This is a genomic window from Gordonia sp. ABSL11-1 (assembly GCF_030315685.1).
GTDB lineage: Bacteria > Actinomycetota > Actinomycetes > Mycobacteriales > Mycobacteriaceae > Gordonia.
This window is the reverse complement of record NZ_JASXSI010000024.1, coordinates 47,790-68,966: the sequence shown is the minus strand read 5'-3', so window position 1 is coordinate 68,966 and position 21,177 is coordinate 47,790. Positions and strand designations below refer to the sequence as shown.

General features: G+C 65.4%; 18 protein-coding genes. 13 read left to right on the top strand and 5 right to left on the bottom strand.

What is annotated here, in order from left to right:
• The first annotated feature begins 27 nt into the window (after nt 1-27).
• Nucleotides 28-537: a nitroreductase family deazaflavin-dependent oxidoreductase gene (locus QSJ19_RS21760; protein WP_286323086.1), complete on the top strand. Its 510-nt coding sequence runs from the start codon at nt 28-30 to the stop codon at nt 535-537.
• A gap of 55 nt (nt 538-592) precedes the next feature.
• Here QSJ19_RS21760 and QSJ19_RS21755 read toward each other — a convergent pair whose 3' ends face one another.
• Nucleotides 593-1,186 (bottom strand): TetR/AcrR family transcriptional regulator, encoded by a 594-nt coding sequence (locus QSJ19_RS21755; protein WP_286323085.1) that lies wholly within the window; start codon nt 1,184-1,186, stop codon nt 593-595.
• A gap of 76 nt (nt 1,187-1,262) precedes the next feature.
• On the opposite strand from QSJ19_RS21755, the gene QSJ19_RS21750 reads away from it, so the two are divergent.
• A complete protein-coding gene (locus QSJ19_RS21750; protein WP_286323084.1) occupies nt 1,263-2,087 on the top strand; it encodes an alpha/beta fold hydrolase in 825 nt (274 codons plus the stop codon).
• A gap of 57 nt (nt 2,088-2,144) precedes the next feature.
• On the opposite strand, the gene QSJ19_RS21745 is transcribed toward QSJ19_RS21750, so the two are convergent.
• Nucleotides 2,145-3,491: an MFS transporter gene (locus tag QSJ19_RS21745; RefSeq protein WP_286323083.1), complete on the bottom strand. Its 1,347-nt coding sequence runs from the start codon at nt 3,489-3,491 to the stop codon at nt 2,145-2,147.
• 82 nt (nt 3,492-3,573) lie between these two features.
• The gene (locus QSJ19_RS21740) at nt 3,574-4,278 is read right to left on the bottom strand and encodes a Crp/Fnr family transcriptional regulator (RefSeq protein WP_286323082.1); all 705 of its coding nucleotides are present in this window, start codon (nt 4,276-4,278) and stop codon (nt 3,574-3,576) included.
• Nucleotides 4,279-4,388: 110 nt separating this feature from the next.
• On the opposite strand from QSJ19_RS21740, the gene QSJ19_RS21735 reads away from it, so the two are divergent.
• From QSJ19_RS21735 to QSJ19_RS21700, 8 genes are read left to right on the top strand one after another with little or no spacing between them, the layout of a single operon-like run.
• Nucleotides 4,389-5,801, top strand: coding sequence for an LLM class flavin-dependent oxidoreductase (locus tag QSJ19_RS21735; RefSeq protein ID WP_286323081.1), 1,413 nt, complete (start codon nt 4,389-4,391; stop codon nt 5,799-5,801).
• Entirely contained in the window at nt 5,801-6,376 is a 576-nt protein-coding gene (locus tag QSJ19_RS21730) for a nuclear transport factor 2 family protein (RefSeq protein ID WP_286323080.1), read from the top strand. Before QSJ19_RS21735 ends, QSJ19_RS21730 begins: the two co-directional genes overlap by 1 nt.
• A gap of 2 nt (nt 6,377-6,378) precedes the next feature.
• Entirely contained in the window at nt 6,379-9,912 is a 3,534-nt protein-coding gene (locus tag QSJ19_RS21725; protein ID WP_286323079.1) for an indolepyruvate ferredoxin oxidoreductase family protein, read from the top strand.
• Entirely contained in the window at nt 9,909-10,826 is a 918-nt protein-coding gene (locus QSJ19_RS21720; protein WP_286323078.1) for an amidohydrolase family protein, read from the top strand. Before QSJ19_RS21725 ends, QSJ19_RS21720 begins: the two co-directional genes overlap by 4 nt.
• Nucleotides 10,823-11,824 carry a hydroxyacid dehydrogenase gene (locus tag QSJ19_RS21715; RefSeq protein ID WP_286323077.1) on the top strand — a complete coding sequence of 334 codons (1,002 nt, stop codon included), beginning with the start codon at nt 10,823-10,825 and terminating at the stop codon, nt 11,822-11,824. The genes QSJ19_RS21720 and QSJ19_RS21715 overlap by 4 nt, the downstream gene beginning before the upstream one ends.
• On the top strand, nt 11,824-12,555 hold the full coding sequence (locus QSJ19_RS21710; RefSeq protein ID WP_286323076.1) for an RraA family protein: 732 nt from the start codon (nt 11,824-11,826) through the stop codon (nt 12,553-12,555). The genes QSJ19_RS21715 and QSJ19_RS21710 overlap by 1 nt, the downstream gene beginning before the upstream one ends.
• Complete coding sequence (locus tag QSJ19_RS21705) at nt 12,552-13,079, top strand: flavin reductase family protein (RefSeq protein ID WP_286323075.1); 528 nt, start codon at nt 12,552-12,554, stop codon at nt 13,077-13,079. The genes QSJ19_RS21710 and QSJ19_RS21705 overlap by 4 nt, the downstream gene beginning before the upstream one ends.
• Complete coding sequence (locus QSJ19_RS21700) at nt 13,079-14,128, top strand: zinc-dependent alcohol dehydrogenase family protein (RefSeq protein ID WP_286323074.1); 1,050 nt, start codon at nt 13,079-13,081, stop codon at nt 14,126-14,128. Before QSJ19_RS21705 ends, QSJ19_RS21700 begins: the two co-directional genes overlap by 1 nt.
• Nucleotides 14,129-14,516: 388 nt before the next feature.
• Here QSJ19_RS21700 and QSJ19_RS21695 read toward each other — a convergent pair whose 3' ends face one another.
• The gene (locus QSJ19_RS21695; protein WP_286323072.1) at nt 14,517-15,236 is read right to left on the bottom strand and encodes an SDR family oxidoreductase; all 720 of its coding nucleotides are present in this window, start codon (nt 15,234-15,236) and stop codon (nt 14,517-14,519) included.
• A 105-nt stretch (nt 15,237-15,341) separates the two neighbouring features.
• On the opposite strand from QSJ19_RS21695, the gene QSJ19_RS21690 reads away from it, so the two are divergent.
• The 3 genes from QSJ19_RS21690 (at nt 15,342) to QSJ19_RS21680 (ending at nt 19,491) form a co-directional block, all read left to right on the top strand.
• Nucleotides 15,342-15,830, top strand: a complete 489-nt coding sequence (locus tag QSJ19_RS21690) for a MarR family winged helix-turn-helix transcriptional regulator (protein ID WP_286323071.1) — start codon at nt 15,342-15,344, stop codon at nt 15,828-15,830.
• A 405-nt stretch (nt 15,831-16,235) separates the two neighbouring features.
• A complete protein-coding gene (locus QSJ19_RS21685; protein WP_286323070.1) occupies nt 16,236-17,405 on the top strand; it encodes a siderophore-interacting protein in 1,170 nt (389 codons plus the stop codon).
• A gap of 679 nt (nt 17,406-18,084) precedes the next feature.
• On the top strand, nt 18,085-19,491 hold the full coding sequence (locus QSJ19_RS21680; RefSeq protein WP_353507169.1) for an NtaA/DmoA family FMN-dependent monooxygenase: 1,407 nt from the start codon (nt 18,085-18,087) through the stop codon (nt 19,489-19,491).
• A gap of 258 nt (nt 19,492-19,749) precedes the next feature.
• Here QSJ19_RS21680 and QSJ19_RS21675 read toward each other — a convergent pair whose 3' ends face one another.
• The gene (locus QSJ19_RS21675; RefSeq protein WP_286323069.1) at nt 19,750-21,138 is read right to left on the bottom strand and encodes an NtaA/DmoA family FMN-dependent monooxygenase; all 1,389 of its coding nucleotides are present in this window, start codon (nt 21,136-21,138) and stop codon (nt 19,750-19,752) included.
• Nucleotides 21,139-21,177 lie beyond the last annotated feature (39 nt).

The window sequence follows — 21,177 nt, the reverse complement described above, 5'->3', positions numbered from 1 at the left end:
GGAGGAACGTCTATGCCGCCTCGTGGGATGACGCTCGCAGGCACACTGTCGAGCTGGATACGCCGATTGATCAGTCATCCGCTGCTGTATCGCCACGTGGTGCTGCGCGCGTCCGCAGTGACGGGCATCGCCGAGGCGACGCTGCGCCGATGCAGCAGTGGGCGAATCGGCGTGCTCGACGCCGCCGGCCTGGCGAGCCTTCAGATCACAGTTGTCGGCAGAAAGACCGGCCAGCCGCGTACGGTGACACTGCAATGCATCACCGATGGTGAAGACCTCCTGGTCACCGACTCCAACTGGGGTCGGCCGCATCCGCCTGCGTGGGCAGCCAATCTGGCCGCCGCCGACACCGCCGTGGTCCGCTTCCAGCGCGCGGACTTCGTCGTGGCAGTCCAGCACTCCATCGGCACTGCGCGCATTCGCGACTGGAGCACCATCTGTGCGCAGTGGCCAAATTTTGCTGTAGCACAGTCTATTTCAGGACGGGAGTTCCGAGTCTTCCGGCTCCGTCCGGATCGGCGGCAGCCAACGGTCTGATCGCGCCGAGATGAGCACTCAGGACAAGCAGAAGACTGATCGCCGAGATCGCTTGTCATGCAGACGATCTTCGCTCACTACCCAGTTCAGCGACCACCGCGGCCTGTACACCGTGGCCGGCGGCGATGATCGGGTCGACCGAGCGTAGCGTGCGGCACAGCACGAACGCACCCTCCAATGCGGTCAATGTGGTCAATGCCAGCCGACGGCACTGCTCGTCGCTGATGTGGAGCTGGCCGAACCACTGGGCAAGCACAGTCAGCCAGTGCTCGAAGACCGTGGCCGACTCCTGCCGCAACGACTCGTTGGTGCTGGCGACCTCGAGGGCGATCGTCTCGATGGAGCACGCCTCGCTGTAGTCCTGCGCCTGCATCGCCCGGCCCGCATTCTGGAACAATTCGGGAATGCCGGTCGCAGGATCGGTCAGTACCAGCTGGGCGACAACGAGATTCCCATAGCGAACACCCTCGGACCGGATGACCTCGGCGCTGATCGCCTCCTTTCCGCCAGGGAAGTGGTGGTAGATCGACCCGAACGGCGCCCCGGACATCGCGGAGATCTGTTTGAGCCCGGTCGCCGACATGCCCTGGCGCCGGTACAACTCGGCCGTCGCCGCCAGAATCCTGTCACGGGTACCCGAGCCAGCCATCGCAGCTCCCCTCTTGCGCTCTGAATTCTGTCAGCATACCGTACCTATAAACAGAACGATCTATCTAGGAGGTTCGATGCCCACGGTGGAAGTACCCTCCGGCCCGATCACCTATCAGGACACTGGCGGCGACGGTCCCGTCATGGTGTTCGGCCACGGTCTGCTCATGGACGGCCGCCAATGGCGCAAAGTCATCCCCCACCTGCCCGAGTACCGCTGCATCACACCAACTCTGCCGCTGGGCGCTCACCGGGCGCCGATGCATCCCGATGCCGACCTGTCCGAGCAGGGCGTCGCGGGTATCCTCGCCGACTTCCTGGAGGCACTCGATCTGTCTGACGTCACGCTGGTGCTCAACGATTGGGGCGGCGGACAGTTCATGATTTCCGACGGTCGCGACAACCGTCTGGGCCGACTCGTTCTGGCCTCATGCACCGCGTTCGACAACTACCCGCCCAAGCCCGCACGGCCCGCCAAATGGCTGTGCCACCTGCCCGGCGGAGGCTGGGTGCTCTCCAAGATCCTTGGCACACAGTTTTTCCGCCACAGCAACAAGGCCTACGGCGCACTCACCAAACGCGGCTTACCCGATGCACTGTTCGACGACTGGTTTGCTCCGGCAGTCCACAACCGGGCGATCCGACGCGACCTGGTGAAGTTCGCCAAGGGAGACCCGCCCCGCCGCCGCCTTCTCGAACTGTCCGATCACATGAGCAGCTTCGCCCGACCCGTGCTCGTGCTGTGGGCCCGCGACGACCAGATGATGCCGCTGGAACACGCCGATAGACTCGTCGCTCTGTACCCGAACGCCACGAAAGAGATCGTCGACGACTCCTGGACACTGATCCCGGAAGACCAGCCCGAAATCATGGTCGAGGCACTGCGCAATTTCGTCGGCTGACCTGAAAGACGGCGCTCATGTCATGGTGCGTGTCGACCGCCATCCATCGATGTCAGTTCACACGTTTGTTGTTCCTGAGCGGGTCGCAACCGTTGGCACAGTCAGATCGTCGGCGGCCGGATGAGAGATCTCGCCTGCGTCGCGGAGTCGCACACCCTTCGTTTCCGGGATTCGACCGACCACCGCCACTCCGAGCGCCGCGATCACGATAACGTAGAAGGCCGGCGCCACCGCCGACCCGGTGATCGCGACGAGAGCCGAGGCGATGAGCGGGGTGGTTCCACCGAAGATCGCGTAGCCGACGTTGTAGCCGATGGCGTGACCGGTGAACCGCATCGTCGTGGAGAACAGCTCCGCCATGGTCACGAAACCACCTGCCGAGAACAGTGCCACGCCGACCGCGATCAGAAGCTGTCCGCCGACCGCCGAACCGAGGCCACCGCCGCTGGCAAGGGTCATCGCCGGCCACGAGATCACGGCCAGCCACGCTGCACCCACGAACATGACCGTCCTGCGTCCCACCCGGTCCGACAGTCGACCCGCCGGCAATATCAACACCGCCATCGACGCGACACCCAGCGAGTTGGCGAGCAGAGCTGCGGTCGGAGTCATTCCCGCGACCGTGACGAGGTAGCTGTACATGTAGCTGAGGAGTAAGTAGGCCCCGACTCCCTGAACTGCCACGAGCAGCATCACGGTGACGATCGCCCGCCAGTGTTGGGTGAGCGCGGTACGCAGAAGATGCGGATCGCGAGGTGCGCGTGATGCTTCGACGAACTCCTCCGGATCGTCGAGTCGACGGCGCAACCACAGCCCGACAATTGCGAGCAGGCCGCCCAGCAAGAAGGGGATCCGCCAGCCCCACGACATGTAGGCCTCGTCTCCGAGACCGGCACGAAGTCCGAAGATCACCCCCGACGCGACGACGATGGGCGCCCACGACCCGGCAACGCAGATGCTGACCCAGAAGGCGCGACGATCGGACGGCGCCGATTCGACGATGTACGCGGTGGCACCACTGGTTTCCCCTCCGGCCGAGAATCCTTGCACCACACGGCACAACAGCAGAAGCAGTGGCGCCAGAATGCCTACGGTCGCGAACGTAGGCAACAGTCCGAGCAGGGTGGTCGCGCCACCCATCAACAAGACGATCAACCCAAGGGTCTTGATCCGCCCCAACCGATCGCCGATCCGCCCGAAGTAGATACCCCCGATCGGACGCACCAAGAACGCGACCGCATAGATGGCGAACGTGCTGACGATCCCCGCGGCTGCGCTGGCTTCTGGAAAGAAGTGCACGGCCAACACCGGCGCGGACAGGCCGTAGATGAGGAAGTCGTACCACTCGACGAATGTGCCGACGGCACCTCCGAGCAGGCGGCGACGAGGACTGATGGATACCATGGTGCTCCCTTGCCGATGGATGAGTACATCGCAGACTAGGGTGTGATTCAGATCTCAGACTGTCGCCTAAGTGACATTCTTATCAGTCGAGGTCCGATGCGAGGTCGCGTAGCACCGAGACCTCGAGAAGGTGTACTTCGCCGTAGCTGAGCGCGACGACGCCGTCGGCCTCGAGCTGCCGCAACTGCCGATTGAGGGTCTGGCGCGAGACTCCCAGCACGCCGGCCAGCTCCGCCTGGGTCAGTCTCACCACCGGACCGCCGTGGGGACCTCGGCCGGCGAGCGCGAGTAGCCGCCCGGCCAGTCGCGACCGCAGACCCGCCAGCGACGCCGACGAGAGTTCACTGCTGAGGATACGAATGTCGCGCAACAGTGATCGCATGATCGCTTCGTCCATCGAGCGATGAGCGGCGCGCAGCCTGGCCAAGGTCGGCTCGTCCAGAACCTGCACGGTCACCGGCGTACGTGCGGTGGCGTTCTGGGGTACTCCCTCGCCGTCGATGAGCGGGCTGATCCCGAAGCACTCCCCCGGACCGAGGAGACCGGCCAGGTGCTCTCGGCCGTCCACGGTCGTGTACGACAACCAGATCCGGCCGGCCACCAGGCGGTACATCAGATGGTGGCGGTCGTCCTGCAGATAGATGCTCTCGTCCGCGTCGAACCGCCGCACCGTGGCGGCCGCGTCGAAGTCCCGCTTCGCCTCGGGCGTGAGGTATTCGAAGAAATCCAACCTCCGGCTGTGCGTGACGCGCGGACTCGACCCCGGTGCGCCGCGGTGTGGCTGCATGGGCCTCATCCGACCATCTGCCGAACTGTCACATCTTTGACAGTACGCGATCTAGGTCACACCTAGAGTCCCGTCATGAGCCACCCCACGACTTCCCGAAAGGCGTCGATATGAAGCGCATCCACCTGCATGCTTTCAAGATCTCCGGTGTCGGACACACAGCCATCGGTACGTGGCGCAATCCGTATAACCAGGAACACCGCTACCGCGATCTCGACTACTGGATCAGCACTGCGCGAACGCTGGAACGCGGCGTTTTCGACAGCTTGTTCATCGCCGACTTCCCCGGTCTCAACGATGTCTACGAGGGATCGGCGGACGCGAGCCTGCGAGAGGCCGTCGCAGTCCCGTTGAACGATCCGGCGATGGCGGTGTCGGCGATGGCCGCAGCCACCACGCACCTCGGCTTCGCTCTCACCGCGTCGACGACCTATGAGAAGCCCTACAGCTTCGCTCGCCGGATGACGACCCTCGATCACCTCACAGGTGGCCGGGTGGGTTGGAACGTCGTCACATCCGCCACTGCGTCTGCGGCACGCAATCTGGGTCTCGATCGTCAGGTCCCGCACGACGAGCGCTATGTGATCGCCGACGAGTTCATGGATGTTGTCTACAAGCTGTGGGAGGGCAGCTGGGAAGACGACGCCGTCATCCGCGACGCCGCCCGCGGCATCTACACAGACCCGACCAAGGTGCATCCCATCGAGCACATGGGACCCTACTTCTCGGTGCCGGACGCGTTCATGTGCGAGCCGTCTCCGCAGCGTACGCCCGCTCTTTTCCAGGCAGGCGCGTCGTCGGCGGGCCAGGAGTTCGCCGTGAAGCATGCGGAGGCCGTCTTCCTCGTCGGCACCGACGTGAAGTCACTGCGGAAGTCGACGACCGAGACCAAGAAGCTGGCCTTGGCGCGCGGCCGGTCACCACACGACCTGAAGTTCATCGCCGGGGTCTCGGTCGTCGTCGCGCCCACCGACGAGGAAGCACAAGCCAAGTTCCAGCAGCAACTGAACTATGTGAGCGCCGAGGGCACCCTCGTCCGGCACGCGTCGTTGATGCAGGTGGACTTCGGGTCCATCGACATCGACGCCCCTCTGCAATACATCGACACCGACGGAATCCGCTCGCTGCTGGAGAGATTCACCGTTGGTGACACCGATCGCGAGTGGACTCCGCGAGAGGTGGGTGCGCGGCTCGCCGAATCGCTCGGGGGCATCATGATCGTCGGTTCGCCGACCACTGTCGCCGATCGGTTGGAACAACTGCTGGACGACGCCGACATCGACGGGTTCAACGTCTACGACAATCTCCCGCTACGAACTCTGCCGGACTTCGTCGACCTTGTTGTGCCAGAACTCCAGCGCCGCAAACGCATCCCCACCCGGTACTCGGCGGACACATTGCGCGGTAATCTCACCGAGGGGGGCGGAGCACGCCTCGCGGAGACCCACGTCGGCGCGTCGTTCCGCCGGTCCGTCCCTGCGCTCGGCTCGGCCGCACGATCGATCGCCGGCGCATCGGCATGATGCGGCACTCCGGATCGGAGACCACCGGCGACAATCGCGCACGCGCCCTGCAGGCCCTGCTCGACAAGCAGGAGATCTACGAACTCATGTGTCGCTACTGCCGAGGAGTCGATCGGCTCGACAAAGAGATGACCCTGTCCTGTTTTTGGCCCGGCGCCATCGACGTACATGTCGGACGAGGTGGACGCCTGCATACCGGAACCGCCGAGCAGTTCTTCGACCAGGAATGGGAAGGCTTCGGCGAGTTCACCGGATCACAACACCACCTGTGCAACATGCTCATCGAGGTCGACGCCAACCGAGCAGTCGCGGAGACCTATCAGTTCTCGTTCTACTGGGCCGAGCCCGGTGACGATCCCGAACTGAACTGGTTGAACTCCAACCGGTATCACGATGTCTTCGAGCGGCGCCACGGCGAGTGGCGGATACTCCGTCGAGACTTCTTGCGCAACTTCAGCATTCCCATCGAGCCGACCGGATTCCCGTCTGCCGAGAATCAATGGCTGCGCCCGTCCGCCAGTCGCGAGGATCTCGCCTACCGAACCGTCGCCGCAACACTCACCGAGGAGCCCTGACAATGACCGCCGATACCGCCGCAGCCCCGGCCGTGTCATCAAGTACACCAACACCTTCCGCACTCGACGAGCGGTACCGGGCCGAGCACGGCACAGTCCAGCTCACCGGTCTACAAGCCCTGGTGCGACTCCCGTTCGATGCCCTGCGCGCGGAGCACCGCGCGGGCAGGGCCACGCGCGTGTTCATCTCGGGATACGAGGGCTCACCGCTCGCCGGTTACGACCTGGAACTGCAACGCCATCAAGACCTCATCGACGAGACGGGACTGGTGTTCCGGCCCGCGGTCAACGAAGAGCTCGCGGCCACCGCGGTTCAGGGATCGCAGCTCGCATCGCAGGCCGAGGACAAGACCGTAGACGGCGTCGTCGGCTTCTGGTACGGCAAGAGCCCGGGGCTCGATCGTGCGAGTGACGCTCTGCGACACGCGAATCTGATGGGCACGGCTCCGACCGGAGGCGCGGTCGCCCTCGTCGGCGACGATCCGTCGGCAAAGTCCTCCACCGTGCCCGGCGCGTCGGAAGCCCTTCTCGCCGAACTCGGCATGCCCGTGCTGTACCCGGCCGACCCCCAGGAGGCACTCGACCTCGGGCTGCACGCGGTGGCCATGTCGCGCACGAGTGGCCTGTGGGTCGGTATGAAGATCGCCACGAATGTCGCGGACGGCTTCGGTTCAGTGCGGCTCGGCACCCACACAACGCTGCCCGACCCCCCACCGGAGGCCGTCGTCGACCACGTCATCTCGGCAAAACTGGCGCAGCCCGTCATCGGCACGCTCGAACGCAGCCGTGAGACGACCCGCCTCGAGGCCGCGAGGACCTACGGCATCCATCACGCCCTCAACCGAATCCATCGGCGCCGGCCCGGACAACGCGTCGGTATCGTTGCCGCCGGCAAGACGTACCTCGACGTGCGGGCCGCGCTCGATCGACTCGGGCTCACCGCCGACAGCCCCGAGGGTTCATCGCTGCGCCTGTTGCAGTTACGGATGGTGTTCCCGCTCGATCCGGCGCAGATTCGCGAGTTCGCCGACGGGCTCGACGAAGTCATCGTCGTCGAGGAGAAGCGGGCGTTCATCGAAACCGCGATGAAAGACGCGCTGTACGCGAGTACGCACAGGCCACACATCAGTGGCAAACGCGACCCGGCCGGCACCGCACTGTTCCCGGTCGACGGTGAACTCGACGTCGACAAAGTCATCGCCGGGCTCACCCGACGGCTGGGCGCCCGCGACGATTTCCCCGGCGTGCGCTCGGCGGGCTCCGCGACACGGCCGGTGCCGGGACCGCTGCGGTCGTTGCCGTTGCTCGCCCGCACCCCGTACTTCTGCTCGGGGTGTCCGCACAACTCGTCGACGCGGGTACCCACCGGGTCTCTGGTGGGTGCCGGAATCGGCTGTCACGCCATGGTGGCGATGATGGATCCGTCGATCGTCGGTGATGTCACCGGTCTGACCCAGATGGGCGGCGAGGGCGCACAGTGGATCGGTATGCAGCCCTTCGTCGATCATGATCACCTCTTCCAGAATCTCGGCGACGGCACCTTCCACCATTCGGGCAGCCTCGCGATCAGGGCAGCGATCGCGGGCGAGGTGAACATCACCTACAAGCTGCTCTACAACTCCGCGGTGGCAATGACCGGCGGCCAGCAGGCGGTTGGACTCATGACGGTGCCGCAGATCTGCCGCGCGCTGCTGGCCGAAGGGGTCGCCCGGATCATCGTCACCACCGACGACACCAAACGGTATCGGCGCATTCGGCTCCCACGCGGCGTCGACGTGATGGACCGCGATCGGCTCGACGATGCCCAACGCGCACTCGCCGCCACCGCGGGTGTGACCGTGCTGATTCATGATCAGGAATGTGCCACCGAGTTGCGCCGCAAGCGTCGCCGCCGGCTGGCGCCACAGCCGGAGAAAACAGTGGTCATCAACGAGCGCGTATGCGAGGGCTGCGGCGACTGCGGCCGCAAGTCGAACTGTCTCTCGGTGCAGCCTGTTCCGACCGAGTTCGGCCGTAAGACCGCGATCGACCAATCGTCGTGTAACCGCGACTACACCTGCCTCGACGGCGACTGCCCGGCGTTCATGACGGTCACCGTACCGAAGGCCGGGACACAGCCCGCCGCACCGTCTCTCCGCACCGAAACGCTCGACGCCGACGCGTTCAAAGACCCACTTCCCTCGTCGCCGCGGCATGCCCATGCGATCCGTATCACCGGCGTAGGCGGGACCGGGGTGGTCACTCTGGCCCAAACCCTCGGTCAGGCAGCAACTCTCGCGGGTCTGTCGGTGCGCGCCCTGGACCAGACGGGTCTGGCGCAGAAGGGCGGGGCGGTGGTCTCCGATCTGCGACTGTCCTCACACGACGAACCGGCCGCGCACAAGCTCGCCGCTGGCGAGTGCGACCTGTACCTCGCATGTGATCTGCTCGTCGGCGCGGGTGACGCCTATCTCTCGGTGGCCTCGCCAGAGCACACGACAGCCGTCGTCTCCTCGTCGAAGGTTCCCACCGGCAGTATGGTCGTCGACACAGCGATCACGTTTCCCGACGACACCGCGACCATCGAGAAGATCCGTGCCGCAACGTCACCCGGTGGTCTGTTCCTCGACGCCCGATCCGCGTCCGAGACATTGCTGGGCGACGAGCAGTACGCCAACGTTCTCCTCGCGGGTATCGCATACCAGAAGGGCGCCATCCCGATTCCCGCGTCGAGCATCGAAGAGGCGTTGCGCCTCAACGGGGTCAAGGTCGATGCCAACCTGCAGGCGTTTCGTCGTGGCCGACAGTTCGTGGCCGATCCGGACGCGTTCGCGGCGGCCGTCGGCACCGCCGGCTCCCCCGACAATGTTCTCTCGCCGCGCGGCCGAGCGATCGCGGCTCGAGTGCACACCACCTCGGGCAGCGAACTGGAACGACTGGTCGACATCCGGGTCGGCGAACTGATCAGCTTCCAGAACGCGGCCTACGCCCAGCGCTACGCCGACCTCGTCGAACTGGTCAGATCCGCCGAGGAACAGGCAACACCCGGCGAGACCGGCCTGGCCGAGGCGGCAGCCTGGTCGTTGCACAAGCTGATGGCCTACAAGGACGAGTACGAGGTCGCGCGGCTGCTGCTCGGGCCCGCCGGAACCGACGCCGCGACCGGCATCGTCGGCCCAGGAGCGAAAGTCTCCTATCGACTGCATCCGCCGATGCTGCGAGAACTCGGGATGAAGCACAAGATCAGCCTCGGCCCGTGGTCGCGGCCGGTGCTGAGAGCTCTGGCAGCCAGCCGGCGCCTGCGCGGAACGGCTCTCGATCCGTTCGGCCGCGCCCACGTGCGCCGCGTCGAACGAGAGTTGGTGGCCGAGTTCGAAGCCGTGCTCCGTGAACTGGCCGCGACCCTCACACCGGCCAATCATGCGCACGCGATCACCATCGCGCAGCTCCCGGACATGGTGCGCGGCTATGAGCAGGTCAAGCTGCACAACGTGGCCGACTACCACAGGCGCCTGGCCGAGTTGCGTGGTGCCGCCGTCGCGGCGGTGACAGCATGAACGTCAACCGCCCGGTCATTCGCCCGGCCCGCGCCACGGTGGCCCCGACGTCGTTCGCGGTTCCCGACCGATCGTGGGACACCCACGCACACGTTTTCGGCCCGCCGGAGTCCTTCCCCCAGAGTCCCGATCGCCGTTACGACGCGCCGACCCAGGATGTCGATCGCTACCTCGCGGTCCTCGACGCACTCGGCATCGAGTACGGGGTCCTCGTGCAGCCGTCGGTCTACGGTCGCGACAACTCGTGTCTGCTCCACGCCCTCGACCACGCACCCGCCCGTCTCGTCGGTGTCGTCGACATCGACGTCCACGGCGAAACGCCCGGCACGCTCGAATCGATGTCACGCCGAGGAGTGATCGGGCTGCGGGTCGTATGGAGTCACGGCCGTGACCCCGCGGAACTCGTCGATACCGCCGCCCGCTTGGCCCACCTCGGCTGGCACCTCGATCTGCGGGTCGAGGGCATCGACGAAATCGCGGTGTTGGCAGAGGTACTCACGCACCTGCCGGTCCCGGTGATGATCGAGTCGATGGGGAGCCCGCGGGCGGGTGAGTCCACGTCGTCACGAGGCTTCACGGCGCTGCTCGAGCTGCTCACGGGGCCGGATCGATACGTCAAACTCTCCCACCCCTATCAGATCGACCCAGACGGTCCGCCGTATGCCGCGTCGGCACCGTACGCTCGCGCCCTCGTGCGTCATTGCCCGGACCGGGTGGTCTGGGGTTCGGATTGGCCGCACCCCATGCGGCCCGACGAGGAGCTTCCCGACGACGGTGCCCTGTTGGACCTCGTCGCCGACTGGGCGGGCGACATGTCGGCCGTCACGAAGATCCTGCACACCAATCCCACCAACTTCTACCGGCCGCTCGATCAGCGGCCACTTGACAATCCCAGGGAAGGAGCCCACTCATGACCAAGCCAGTCGCGGTCGTCACCGAACCCATCCACCAGGTCGGCATCGATCTGTTGGCCACCGTGTTCGAGGTGCGCAACGACTATGACAGCTACCTCGATCAGCACACCCTCGACGACGCCGTCGCCTCCGCGGACGCGGTGATCATGCGATCGGCGCCGATCACCGCGGACGCACTGCGGCGCAGTACGGATCTGCGGGTGATCGCCAAGCACGGGGCCGGCCTCGATTCGGTCGATGTCGCAGCCGCCACCGAACTCGGCGTCGTCGTGGCCAACAGCGGCGACGCCAATGCCGGTAGTGTCGCCGAGCACGCCGTCGCACTCATGCTCGCTGTGCTGCATCAGATTCCGAGAACGGATGCGCGGGTGCGCAACGCCGAGTTCCGACGCCCCGGCGAGGTGATCCTCGGGGATCTGTCGGAAGCCACCGTCGGTCTGGTCGGTTTCGGCCACATCGCGCGGCGCGTTGCCCAGATATGCATCGCCGGTTTCGGCGCCACCGTACTCGCGCTCGATCCGTTCGTGTCCGCCGAGGAGATGTCGGCCGCCGGGGTCATCAAAGCGGTCGACCTGATCGATCTGCTGCCCCGTTGCGACATCCTGTCCCTGCACGTACCGCTGACACCCGACACCCGGCATCTCATCGGAGCCGACGAACTCAAGATGCTCGGCCGCGATTGCGTGTTGATCAACACCGCCCGCGGCGGAGTGGTCGACGAGCATGCCCTGCTGGCCTCGCTGGATGCGGGTGAGCTGCGCGGCGCGGGTCTCGATGTCCTCGAACACGAGCCACCCCGATCCGGTGATCCCCTCTTCGGCAGCGACCGCGTCGTGTTGTCACCGCACGTCGGCGGAGGCACCGAACTCGCGCGGCAGCGGATGGCCCGGGCCGCCGCGCAAGCCGCGATCGATGTCGTCGAGGGACGGCGCCCCGCACATGTCGTCAATGTCGAGGTCCTCGAGCACCCACGGGCACACCTGGACGGAGACCGCTGATGTCACACCGCATCTACACGCGTATACCGGCGTGCGACCCTACCCTGCTCGATGCGATCGGCAAGTCATCTGTCGCCGACCTGCACGAGGCCATGGACACCATGCCGGGCAGGGCAGCACTGCTCGACCCGTCGATCCGAGCACTCAATCGAGGAATCACCGTGGTGGGACAGGCCATCACGGTGAACACCTTCCCTGGCGACGGTCTGGCCGGCCATCGCGCACTGCGCCTGACCGGACCCGGACGAGTGCTCGTGATCACCAGTCCCGGCGACCCGAACACCCCGCTGTTCGCCGAACTCGTGTCTCTTGCCGCTTCCGAACTCGGCACCGAAGGCGTCATCGCCGATGGCCCGATCCGCGACTCCGACGCACTCGTCCAGAGCAGATTCCCGGTGTGGTGCCGCGGAACCTACGCGGGACGACCGCTCAAGCGGGGTCCCGGGGAAGTCAACCTACCCATCGTATGCGGCGGCGTCTACATCGAGCCCGGCGACATCATCGTCGCCGACGGCGACGGTGTCCTGCGAATACCGCTCGCCGCGGCCGCCGCGACTCTCGACGGCGCGCAGCGTCGCGCCGAACGTGAGAACAGGATTCGCGAGGCGATCGCCGGTGGCGCATCACTGTTCGAGCTGAGCGGTCTGTCCCAGGCGTTGAGCGCCGCCGACATCGTCGAGATCGACAGCACCTGGAACGCATCCACAGACAGCGAGAGGAGTACCCGATGACCATCAGCGATCTCGCCCCCGCCGCCCTGAATCCGCAGGACCCCCACACATTTCGCCGAGTTCTCAGCCACTTCGCGAGCGGCGTCGTCGCGGTCACCTCGACGGGCCCCACAGGTGAGCCCGTCGGATTGATCGCGACGTCGTTCACCTCGGTGTCACTCGATCCGCCGCTCGTCGCGTTCTACCCACAGAAGACGTCGACGACGTGGCCGCTCATCCGCACCCGCGGCGCTTACTGCGTCAACATTCTCGGTGCCGCACAGCGCGATGTCTGCGGCAAGTTGGCGGCCAAGGGAGGCGACAAGTTCACCGAAGTCGCGTGGGAGCCCGATGACTGGGGTCTGCCCGCCATCGAGGGAGCCCTCGCGCGGATCTCCTGCGCACTCGACGAGGTCCACGACGCCGGTGATCACGAGATCGCACTGGGCCGGGTCCGTGGATTGCACATGACCGACGACGTCGACCCGATTCTCTTCTTCCAGGGCGGATTCCGCCGCATCACCGAACCTGCCGGAGAACTCTGATGCGGTCCTGGTCGTTGACCGGCAACCATCTCGGCAGCATCGCAGACGGACTGTCGCTCGACGAGGTGTCCACCGAACCACCTGAACCTGTGGGCCGGCAGGTGGTGGTACGGGTCCGGGCCGCCGCGCTGAACTTCCGGGACGCGATGATCCTGCGAAACACCTACGCGCTGAAGGCGGATGCGGGCACGATTCCGCTGTCCGACGGGGCCGGGGATGTGGTGGCGGTCGGACCACTGGTGCGACACCTGAACGTCGGCGACCGGGTCGTCAGCACCTATTTCCCGCGGTGGCGCAGCGGACCCCTGGAACCCGAGTACGCCGGGGATCAGTTCGGTGCCGGCCGCGACGGACTTCTCGCCGAATGGCTGGTCTGCGAGGAGCACGAACTCGTCCGGCCGCCGGCGCACCTGAGCGCGTGCGAAGCGGCTACTCTGCCCTGCTCTGCAGTCACCGCGTGGTCTGCGCTGACCGGACACCGGCCAGTTCTTCCCGGCCAGACGATCCTGACGCTTGGAACCGGCGGTGTCTCGTTGTTCGTCGTCCAATTGGGACAGTTGTTCGGGGTTCGCATCATTGCCGCCACATCATCCGGGACAAAGGCAGCGAGGTTGAAAGCCCTGGGCGCTGACACGGTCATCGATTACAGTACGAACTCGTCATGGGACAAGGAGGTCCTGGAGGCCACCGATGGATACGGCGTCGATCGGGTTATCGAAACGGTCGGACCGCAGACCCTCGAACGATCAATCCGGAGCACAGCCGTCGGCGGCGAGATCGCACACGTCGGCGGCGGCGGATTCGCCGACTCAGACGCAACCACGTTCGACCCTCGCGTCCTGCACGGTCGTTCGCTGTCGCTGCGACGGGTCACCGTTGGGAGCCGCCATGATTTCGAGATGATGAACCGGGCGATCGCGGTACATCGACTACGCCCTGTGGTGGACGCCCTGATCGGGTTCGAGGACGCACCCCTGGCCTACGAACGGTTGGTCGACCGTTCCCACGTAGGCAAGGTCGTGGTCGATGTGCACGGGGCCGACCACTGAGCGTGCCACGACACCTCGCGATGAGTCCTGCCCCGGCACCGACTCGCCGACAGCACCCCGGGCGGCGGCGTCACACCTGAGCCATCTCGGTATCGACAGTGCCACAGAGGTTTTCGGTCCGGATAGACCATCCCGTGTCATCGCTACGGGTCCGCCCCGAATGCCCGGTGACGTGACCACTTCTCACGGAGCATGGGTCAGTCCGCAACCATGTTGTGCGGTGCCCCTTGAATCGAAAGTTCAGGCGGCGGGGACTCGATCATGCTGCAGCACAACAGGATATCTCTCGATTCAGCGGATGATTCAACGCGACAAGTGGAAGCGGTGTTGGGTGCAGGTCATCTCACACGGTCAGCTACGCCCGGCGTGAGGCGAGAACCAGGAGCCGTCATGCCGGTTCCAGGCTGACCTGCTCGGCTCCGGTGCGGATGACGTCGAGGATCGCCTCGGCGACCCGTTCGGGACTGTCGGGTTGCGGGCCGTGGTCGCGTTCGAGAGCTGCGGCGGCCTCATGGCCAGCCCGGATCGAGTCCAGGAACTCGGTCGCCGTGATGAACGGATAGACGGTGGACACCGTGATCCCAGCGGTGGCGAGTTCTGCGCGGGCGATGGCCGACAGCTGGTTGAGCCCGGCCTTCGAGCCGGCGTAGGCACCCGAACCCGGAATCACCTTGAGGGTGATGCCGGAGCTGATGTTGACGATGCTGCCCGCCCGTTGGGCGCGCATCGTGGGCACAACGGCCTGCATCATGCGCAGCGGCGCGACCAGGTTGAGTCTGAGCACGGCTTCGAAGTCGCCCGGGTCGATCTCCTCGATCCCTGCCTGCAAGCCCTGCCCGGCATTGTTGACGAGCACATCGATCCGGCCGTACGCATCAAGTGCAGCACGCACCGCCGCGCTGATCTGCTCTGGGTCGGTCACGTCACATCGCACAGCCAGGGCGTCGCCGGGGCCGCGGTCTATCTCTTCGGCAAGCCGCCGCAGTTGTTCATCGCGGCGTGCCAGCAGCACCACGTGGGCCCCGCCGGCGGCAGCAGCAGCGGCGGTTGCCGCGCCGATCCCCGACGATGCTCCGGTCACCATCACCACGGCTTGATTGAGGTCCATGAGACTCTTCCCTTCGTGTGAGCGTTCCTCGGGAGGCCTTCCGCATCCCCGGAATAGAATTATATTAATAAGAAGGCTACTGGTTAACTATATGGAGGAGATCTGGTGATCGCAACTCGCGATCTCTGGAGGGCGCACGCCCCAGAGCTCGATACCTCGCCGATGGAGATCGTGGCGTTGATCAAGGCCGTGTCGGCAATGTTCGAACGCGCGCTCGAGCCGATGCTGGACGGTGCACCACTCAGCGCGCCGGAACTCGACATGCTCATCGTGCTTCGCCACGACCCGGAGCCGATGATCGCTCGGCGCTTGGCCGATACGATGCGGATCTCGCGGCCTGCGGCGGGGAAGACCTTGACGAAGCTGGAGAATCGCGGTTACATCACGCGGGCTCCGAGCCGGTCGGACCGGCGTGCCCGGGTGGTCACTGTCACCGACGCCGGCAAAGAGATCGTCGACACTTTCTTCCCGCGGCAACTGGCCATCGAGGCCGACCTGTTGTCCAGTTTGGGCGCGGATCGCGACCGGGTGGTGGAGGCGTTGGACATCCTGGTGGCCGCGATGCAGCATCGAGTCGGAGAACTGCCCTACTGACCCGGGGCGATCGAGCCTCCCGCGAGTGCCGGCACAGCGGATTCGACCGACGCCGTTGAGCGTCCGGCTGCACGGCCGGAGGCGACGTCGCCGACTATCGGCCGGCATGATCGGCCGGCCGGGGAAGGACTTCGCGCAGATCGGCTTGAGAACACTCGCCTACAGCGAACCGAATCGCTCTGGGCCTGCCGAAGCTCGGTCAGGTGGCGACCCGCCTTCCACGCCGGTACCGCTCCGTCTCCGGTCGACGACAGGGCCGATCCTCATCCAGGCGACGGACGATTGTCGCCGCAACGGTCGTTCGCTACGGTGGGCAAGGTAAGCCTTGGCTTTCCGGCCCACCCGATGGCCAGGTCTCGCGCCCTCGTACACGCCCTGAACCGTCGATAGGGAGGACGACCGCCCATGGTGACCGAACACACCGCCGCGACCGAGGAACCGTCCATCGCCGAGCAGGTGGCCGAGGTCAATCCGAGACTGGTCGAACATTACAACGCCAACTACGCCGATGCTGTCGAGATCATCTGCCGTGCCCGGCTCGGTACCGACGTCGACGGTGCCAAGCTCACCGGCATCGAGGTCGACGCTCTGGCACTGCGGGCCACCACGCACGATGGCATCCATCACGAGATAACGGCGTCATTCTCACATCGGGCCACCACCCTGCTGGACATCGAGGCACTGATGATCGAGGTCATCGCGGACGCCCGCACCACGCTGGGCATCACCACATTGAGCGTCCCCGAAGCACAAGCGCAACAACTCGGCGCGATTCGCACCTACATCACCGAAGTGACGAAGGTCGAACGAGTCACCCCGACTTTCGCCCAGATCACCTTTGGCGGTGGCGATCTGGCCTCGTACACACCCGGCGGGCACGATCAGTTCCTTTACGTGATGACACCGCCGGCCGGCCGCACCGACCTGACCGTCGACGCCTCGTTCTCACGCGAGGACTTCGGCAGGTTCACCGACGAGAACCGGCCGGTCGGTGGCTACTACACGCTACGCCGTTGGCGACCGGAGTCCGCCGAAATCGACATGCTCTTCGTCCTCCACGGCATCGGTGAGAACAGCCACGCCGAGCCCGGCCCCTCCGCCCGATGGGCGGCCGGCGCCCGGCCCGGTGATCCGGTGGCGCTCTGGGGTCCTCGCACGATCTACGAGCCCCCGGCCGACACCGACTGGGTACTGCTGGTCGGTGACGAGACCGGCCTGCCCGCGATCTGCGTGATCCTCGAGCACCTTCCCGAGGACACCTCGGCCCACGTCTTCGTCGAAATCGGCGACGAGCGCGACCGCCTCGATCTCCCTGAGCGCGAGGGCATCCACATCACCTGGCTGGTGCGCGGCGACTCTCCCGCCGGCACGACGGATCTGCTCCTCGACGCCGTGCGCGAACTCGACCTGCCCGAGGGAAACGTCTACGCGTGGGGCGGCGCCGAAGCGCGGACGATGAGATCGGTCACCAACTACCTGCGCCGCAAGCGGGCCGTCGAGCGACGACGAGTGCGGATGACCGGCTACTGGCACCACATGTCGACGCCGCCGGACCTCAACGCCGACGACGACTGAGCTGAGTGCACTCCGGCTCTCCGACACGGCAGGAACTGGTAGACCGTTGCACGCCGCCGTCGTGGATACCGGCCCGTTCTCGACGTGCGGACCCGCTCAACAGTGGCAAGCGCTCCACTACACCAGCGAGAACGTACCGCAGCGGAACACCGTGGTGGATATGGCAATTCGCGTGTTCGCGCCGGTGACGTCGTGGACGGTCGCAACGGTCTTGTCATGACCGCACGCACGTCGGAACACGAATCGGCATGATGGCGCAATCGGCTCCGAGCTCGCGTACCAGCGACAGCCCAAGGCCCTCCGAGCAGAGTTCGGAGTGCGTTTCACGCAAGCCACGCTGGTGTGATCGGGCGCTGTGGTCCGCACGCCGCACTCGTTGCGGCAACCGGGTCGATCCGGGCCGACCGGGCACTCGACGGAACCGCACACGAGATCTGCAGAGGCTGAGCATTTTCACCGGCGTCGAGCAATCGGACGGTGCAGTACGTCTCATGAGCTCCACGCCGGCGGCGACCCGGATCGCGTCGTCTGCGGAAGCACCCGGTGCGCCGTCCGGGTTCGGCCGGCAGCGACTCCGGCCGGAGTTGTCCCTGGCGTCTCAATCACAGTGGTCGAAACTCCGCCGACAGTCCGCCACTCGTCTTAGCATGGCGAGCAGACGACTTCGAAGGAGATCTCGGTGACAGAGGCCACGACAGCTCATCCCCGGCGTCTCATCATCAACGCGTTCTTGTCGGGCGCAGCAAGTCACCTGTCTCCCGGCCAGTGGCGAAACCCGGAAGACAGAGGGAACACTGGCTTCGTCGATCTGGCGTACTGGTCGGATCTGGCGCGGACTGTCGAGAACGCGAAGTTCGATGCCATCTTCTTCGCGGACAGCCTCGGCGTTCCGGACAGTGTCGGCGGCACACCCGACTACGCCCTCCGACACGCCTCCCAGACACCGAACATAGATCCCCTTCCGGTCGTCGCCGCACTGATCGGGCAGACATCCAGACTCGGCTTCGGCCTCACCGCCTCGACGACCTATGAACGCCCGTTCTCACTTGCCCGCCGGTTCACCGCTCTCGACCATCTCTCCGGTGGTCGTATCGGCTGGAACATCGTGACCTCGATACTCGATTCCGCGGCCAAGAACTTTGGTCTCGACAAACAGATTCCCCACGATGAACGCTATGACCGCGGCCAAGACTTCCTGGACGCGACATACAAGCTGTGGGAGGGATCGTGGGAAGACGGCGCCCTCGTCCGCGACGTCGACAGCGAGATGTTTGTCGATCCTTCGAAAGTTCATCGAATCAATCACGAGGGGAAGTACTTTCATGTAGCCGGCCCGCTTTCGTCGCCGCCATCCGACCAGCGGACACCGGTGCTCTTTCAGGCCGGCGCTTCTCCTCGGGGGGTCCGGTTCGCGGCAGAGAACGCGGAAGTGGTATTCACCAATGGCGACACCGATGGTCGAGTGCGCACGCTCGTAGCCAATACCCGTGCCCACGCCGCCTCCGCCGGCCGTGACCCGGGGTCGCTGAAGTTCGTCATGCCGCTCGCGGTGATCACTGGTTCCACCGATGCGGAGGCACGCGAGAAGTACCAGTATGTGCGTAACTACGCGAGTGAGACCACCGCCGTTGCAATGCTTTCTGGATGGACCGGGCACGATTGGACGCATCACGATCTCGACGCTCCGATCGTCGAGGTCGCCACGGACGCCCAGCGCAGTATTCTGCCAGGATTGGCAGGTGCCCACGGGGAGCCACCGAAGACCCTTCGGGAAGCCGCCCGAAACATCGCGTTGGGTGGTAGACGCGGATTGGTTGTGGGAGGTCCGGCGTCGACCGCGCGCGAACTCGTCGGCATTGCGAATCGCACTGGTGTCGATGGTTTCAACCTGTTCCACATCACGAGCCCTGGCACGTACAAGGATTTCGCCGACCACGTGATCCCGGTACTCCAGGAGCAGGGACATGTCTGGCCCGATTATCCTTCCGGCACCCTTCGGGAGAGGCTCATGGGAACCGGGTCCAGCCGCATCGCGCCCGATCATCGAGCTCGGAGACTGGCCCAGTCAGTGGTGACCAGTCGCTGACGGCAACAACGGCCCGTCGGACCCTCGGCCCGGGTTCACCAGCCGACGGTTCCTTCCCCCAAAGCCTGTGCGCGCCTGGGGCTTGTACCGCATTGCGGGACTGATGCGAAGATTCGGACGACCGCGGTGACGCTCACATCCACAGGGTTGCGGCGGTGAAGGCGGATCTCTCTGGATCGAGGTCTCCCCCACACGCGCTGCCGACCAGACGCACCGGTACTGCCCAGAAACGGACGACCGCTGCTCGCAGGGTTCGGCTCAGACGACCTCGCCCGCCAAGGTTCGGCGGTACCGGGCAGCCGGATGCCGGGTCGGGACCCTGTCGGTACCGAAAATCTGCGATCGCAAGGTACCGGTCGCGCCTTCCGGACGGAAGAGTCCACGTCGGCGCAACTGCGGAATGATGTACTCAATGAAGTCCAGATACGAAGTGGGGCTGACAATATTGGCTAGGTTGAAGCCGTCGACGCCGGTCGCGTCGACGAGTTCCTCGATCTGGTCGGCAACCGCGACCGGATCGCCGGTGAGGACGGGCCGCAGACCGCCCAATGCGACGTACTCAGCCGCCTCCCTCAAAGTCCAGGTCCGGTCGCCGTAGTGCCCCGCAAGTTCCTTCAGCATCGACTTGTGGGTTTCGATGGGCAGGTATTCGATCGGCGCATCCAGGTCATACGTGGACCAATCGATTCCGGTCCAGCCCGACAGAAGCGTCAATCCTCCCTCGAACGAGGCCAGTGACCGGTAACGCTCGAACTTCTCAGCCGCCTCCGCTGCGGTAGCACCCGTCACCACCGTGATGGCGCTGAGGAACCGAAGATCCGAGGGTCGCCGACCTGCCGCGTCGGCCTGCTCGAGTATTGCCTCTCGCTCGTCGCGGATCTGTTTCGCACTGTTGCCCGCCAGGAATATCACCTCGGCGTGACGACCGGCAAAGGCCAGACCTGCAGCGGAACTCCCCGCCTGGAACAACAGTGGCGTCACTTGAGGTGAGGGCGGCGCGGCGAATATGCCACGCACGTTGAAGTGTTCACCCGCGTGCTCGACGGGACGAATCTTCGACGGATCAATGTAGCGGTCCGCCTCGGCGTCGAGGATCAGGGCATCGTCCTGCCACGATCCCTCCCAGAGTTGATAGGCGACGTCGACGAACTCTTCGGCCCGCTCATAGCGGGACTGATGTGCCGGAATCTCGTCGAGGCCGAACAGCGACGCCGCAGCGGCGGATGATGACGTGACGATGTTCCACCCGACCCGTCCGCCGGAGAGGTGGTCGAGGGATGTCAAGAGTCGAGCTGTCGCGTAGGGCTCTGTGTAGGTGGTCGAGACGGTGACGCCGAACCCGAGACGCCGAGTGTGACTGGCCAGCATGGAGACGATGGGCACCGGATCGATCCGCGGGGTCTGCACGGCCGAACCAAGAGCGCTGTCGCTGCTTCCCTGGTATGCCGAAGGGACTCCGTATCCGTCCGCGAGAAAGAGAGCATCGAATCCCGCGTCGTCGAGCGCCTTGGCCAGATTGATCCAGAACACGGCCGAGGTGTACTCCCGACCCTGCCGGTCGTCGGGGTCTCGCCAGAGGCCGGGGCTGAGGTGGTTCGCCGCGGCAAGGTCGAATGCGTTGATGATGAGTGGATGACGTGTAGACACAGCGTGTTCCGTTCTTCGAGGGCTGGGATGCTGCCAGGT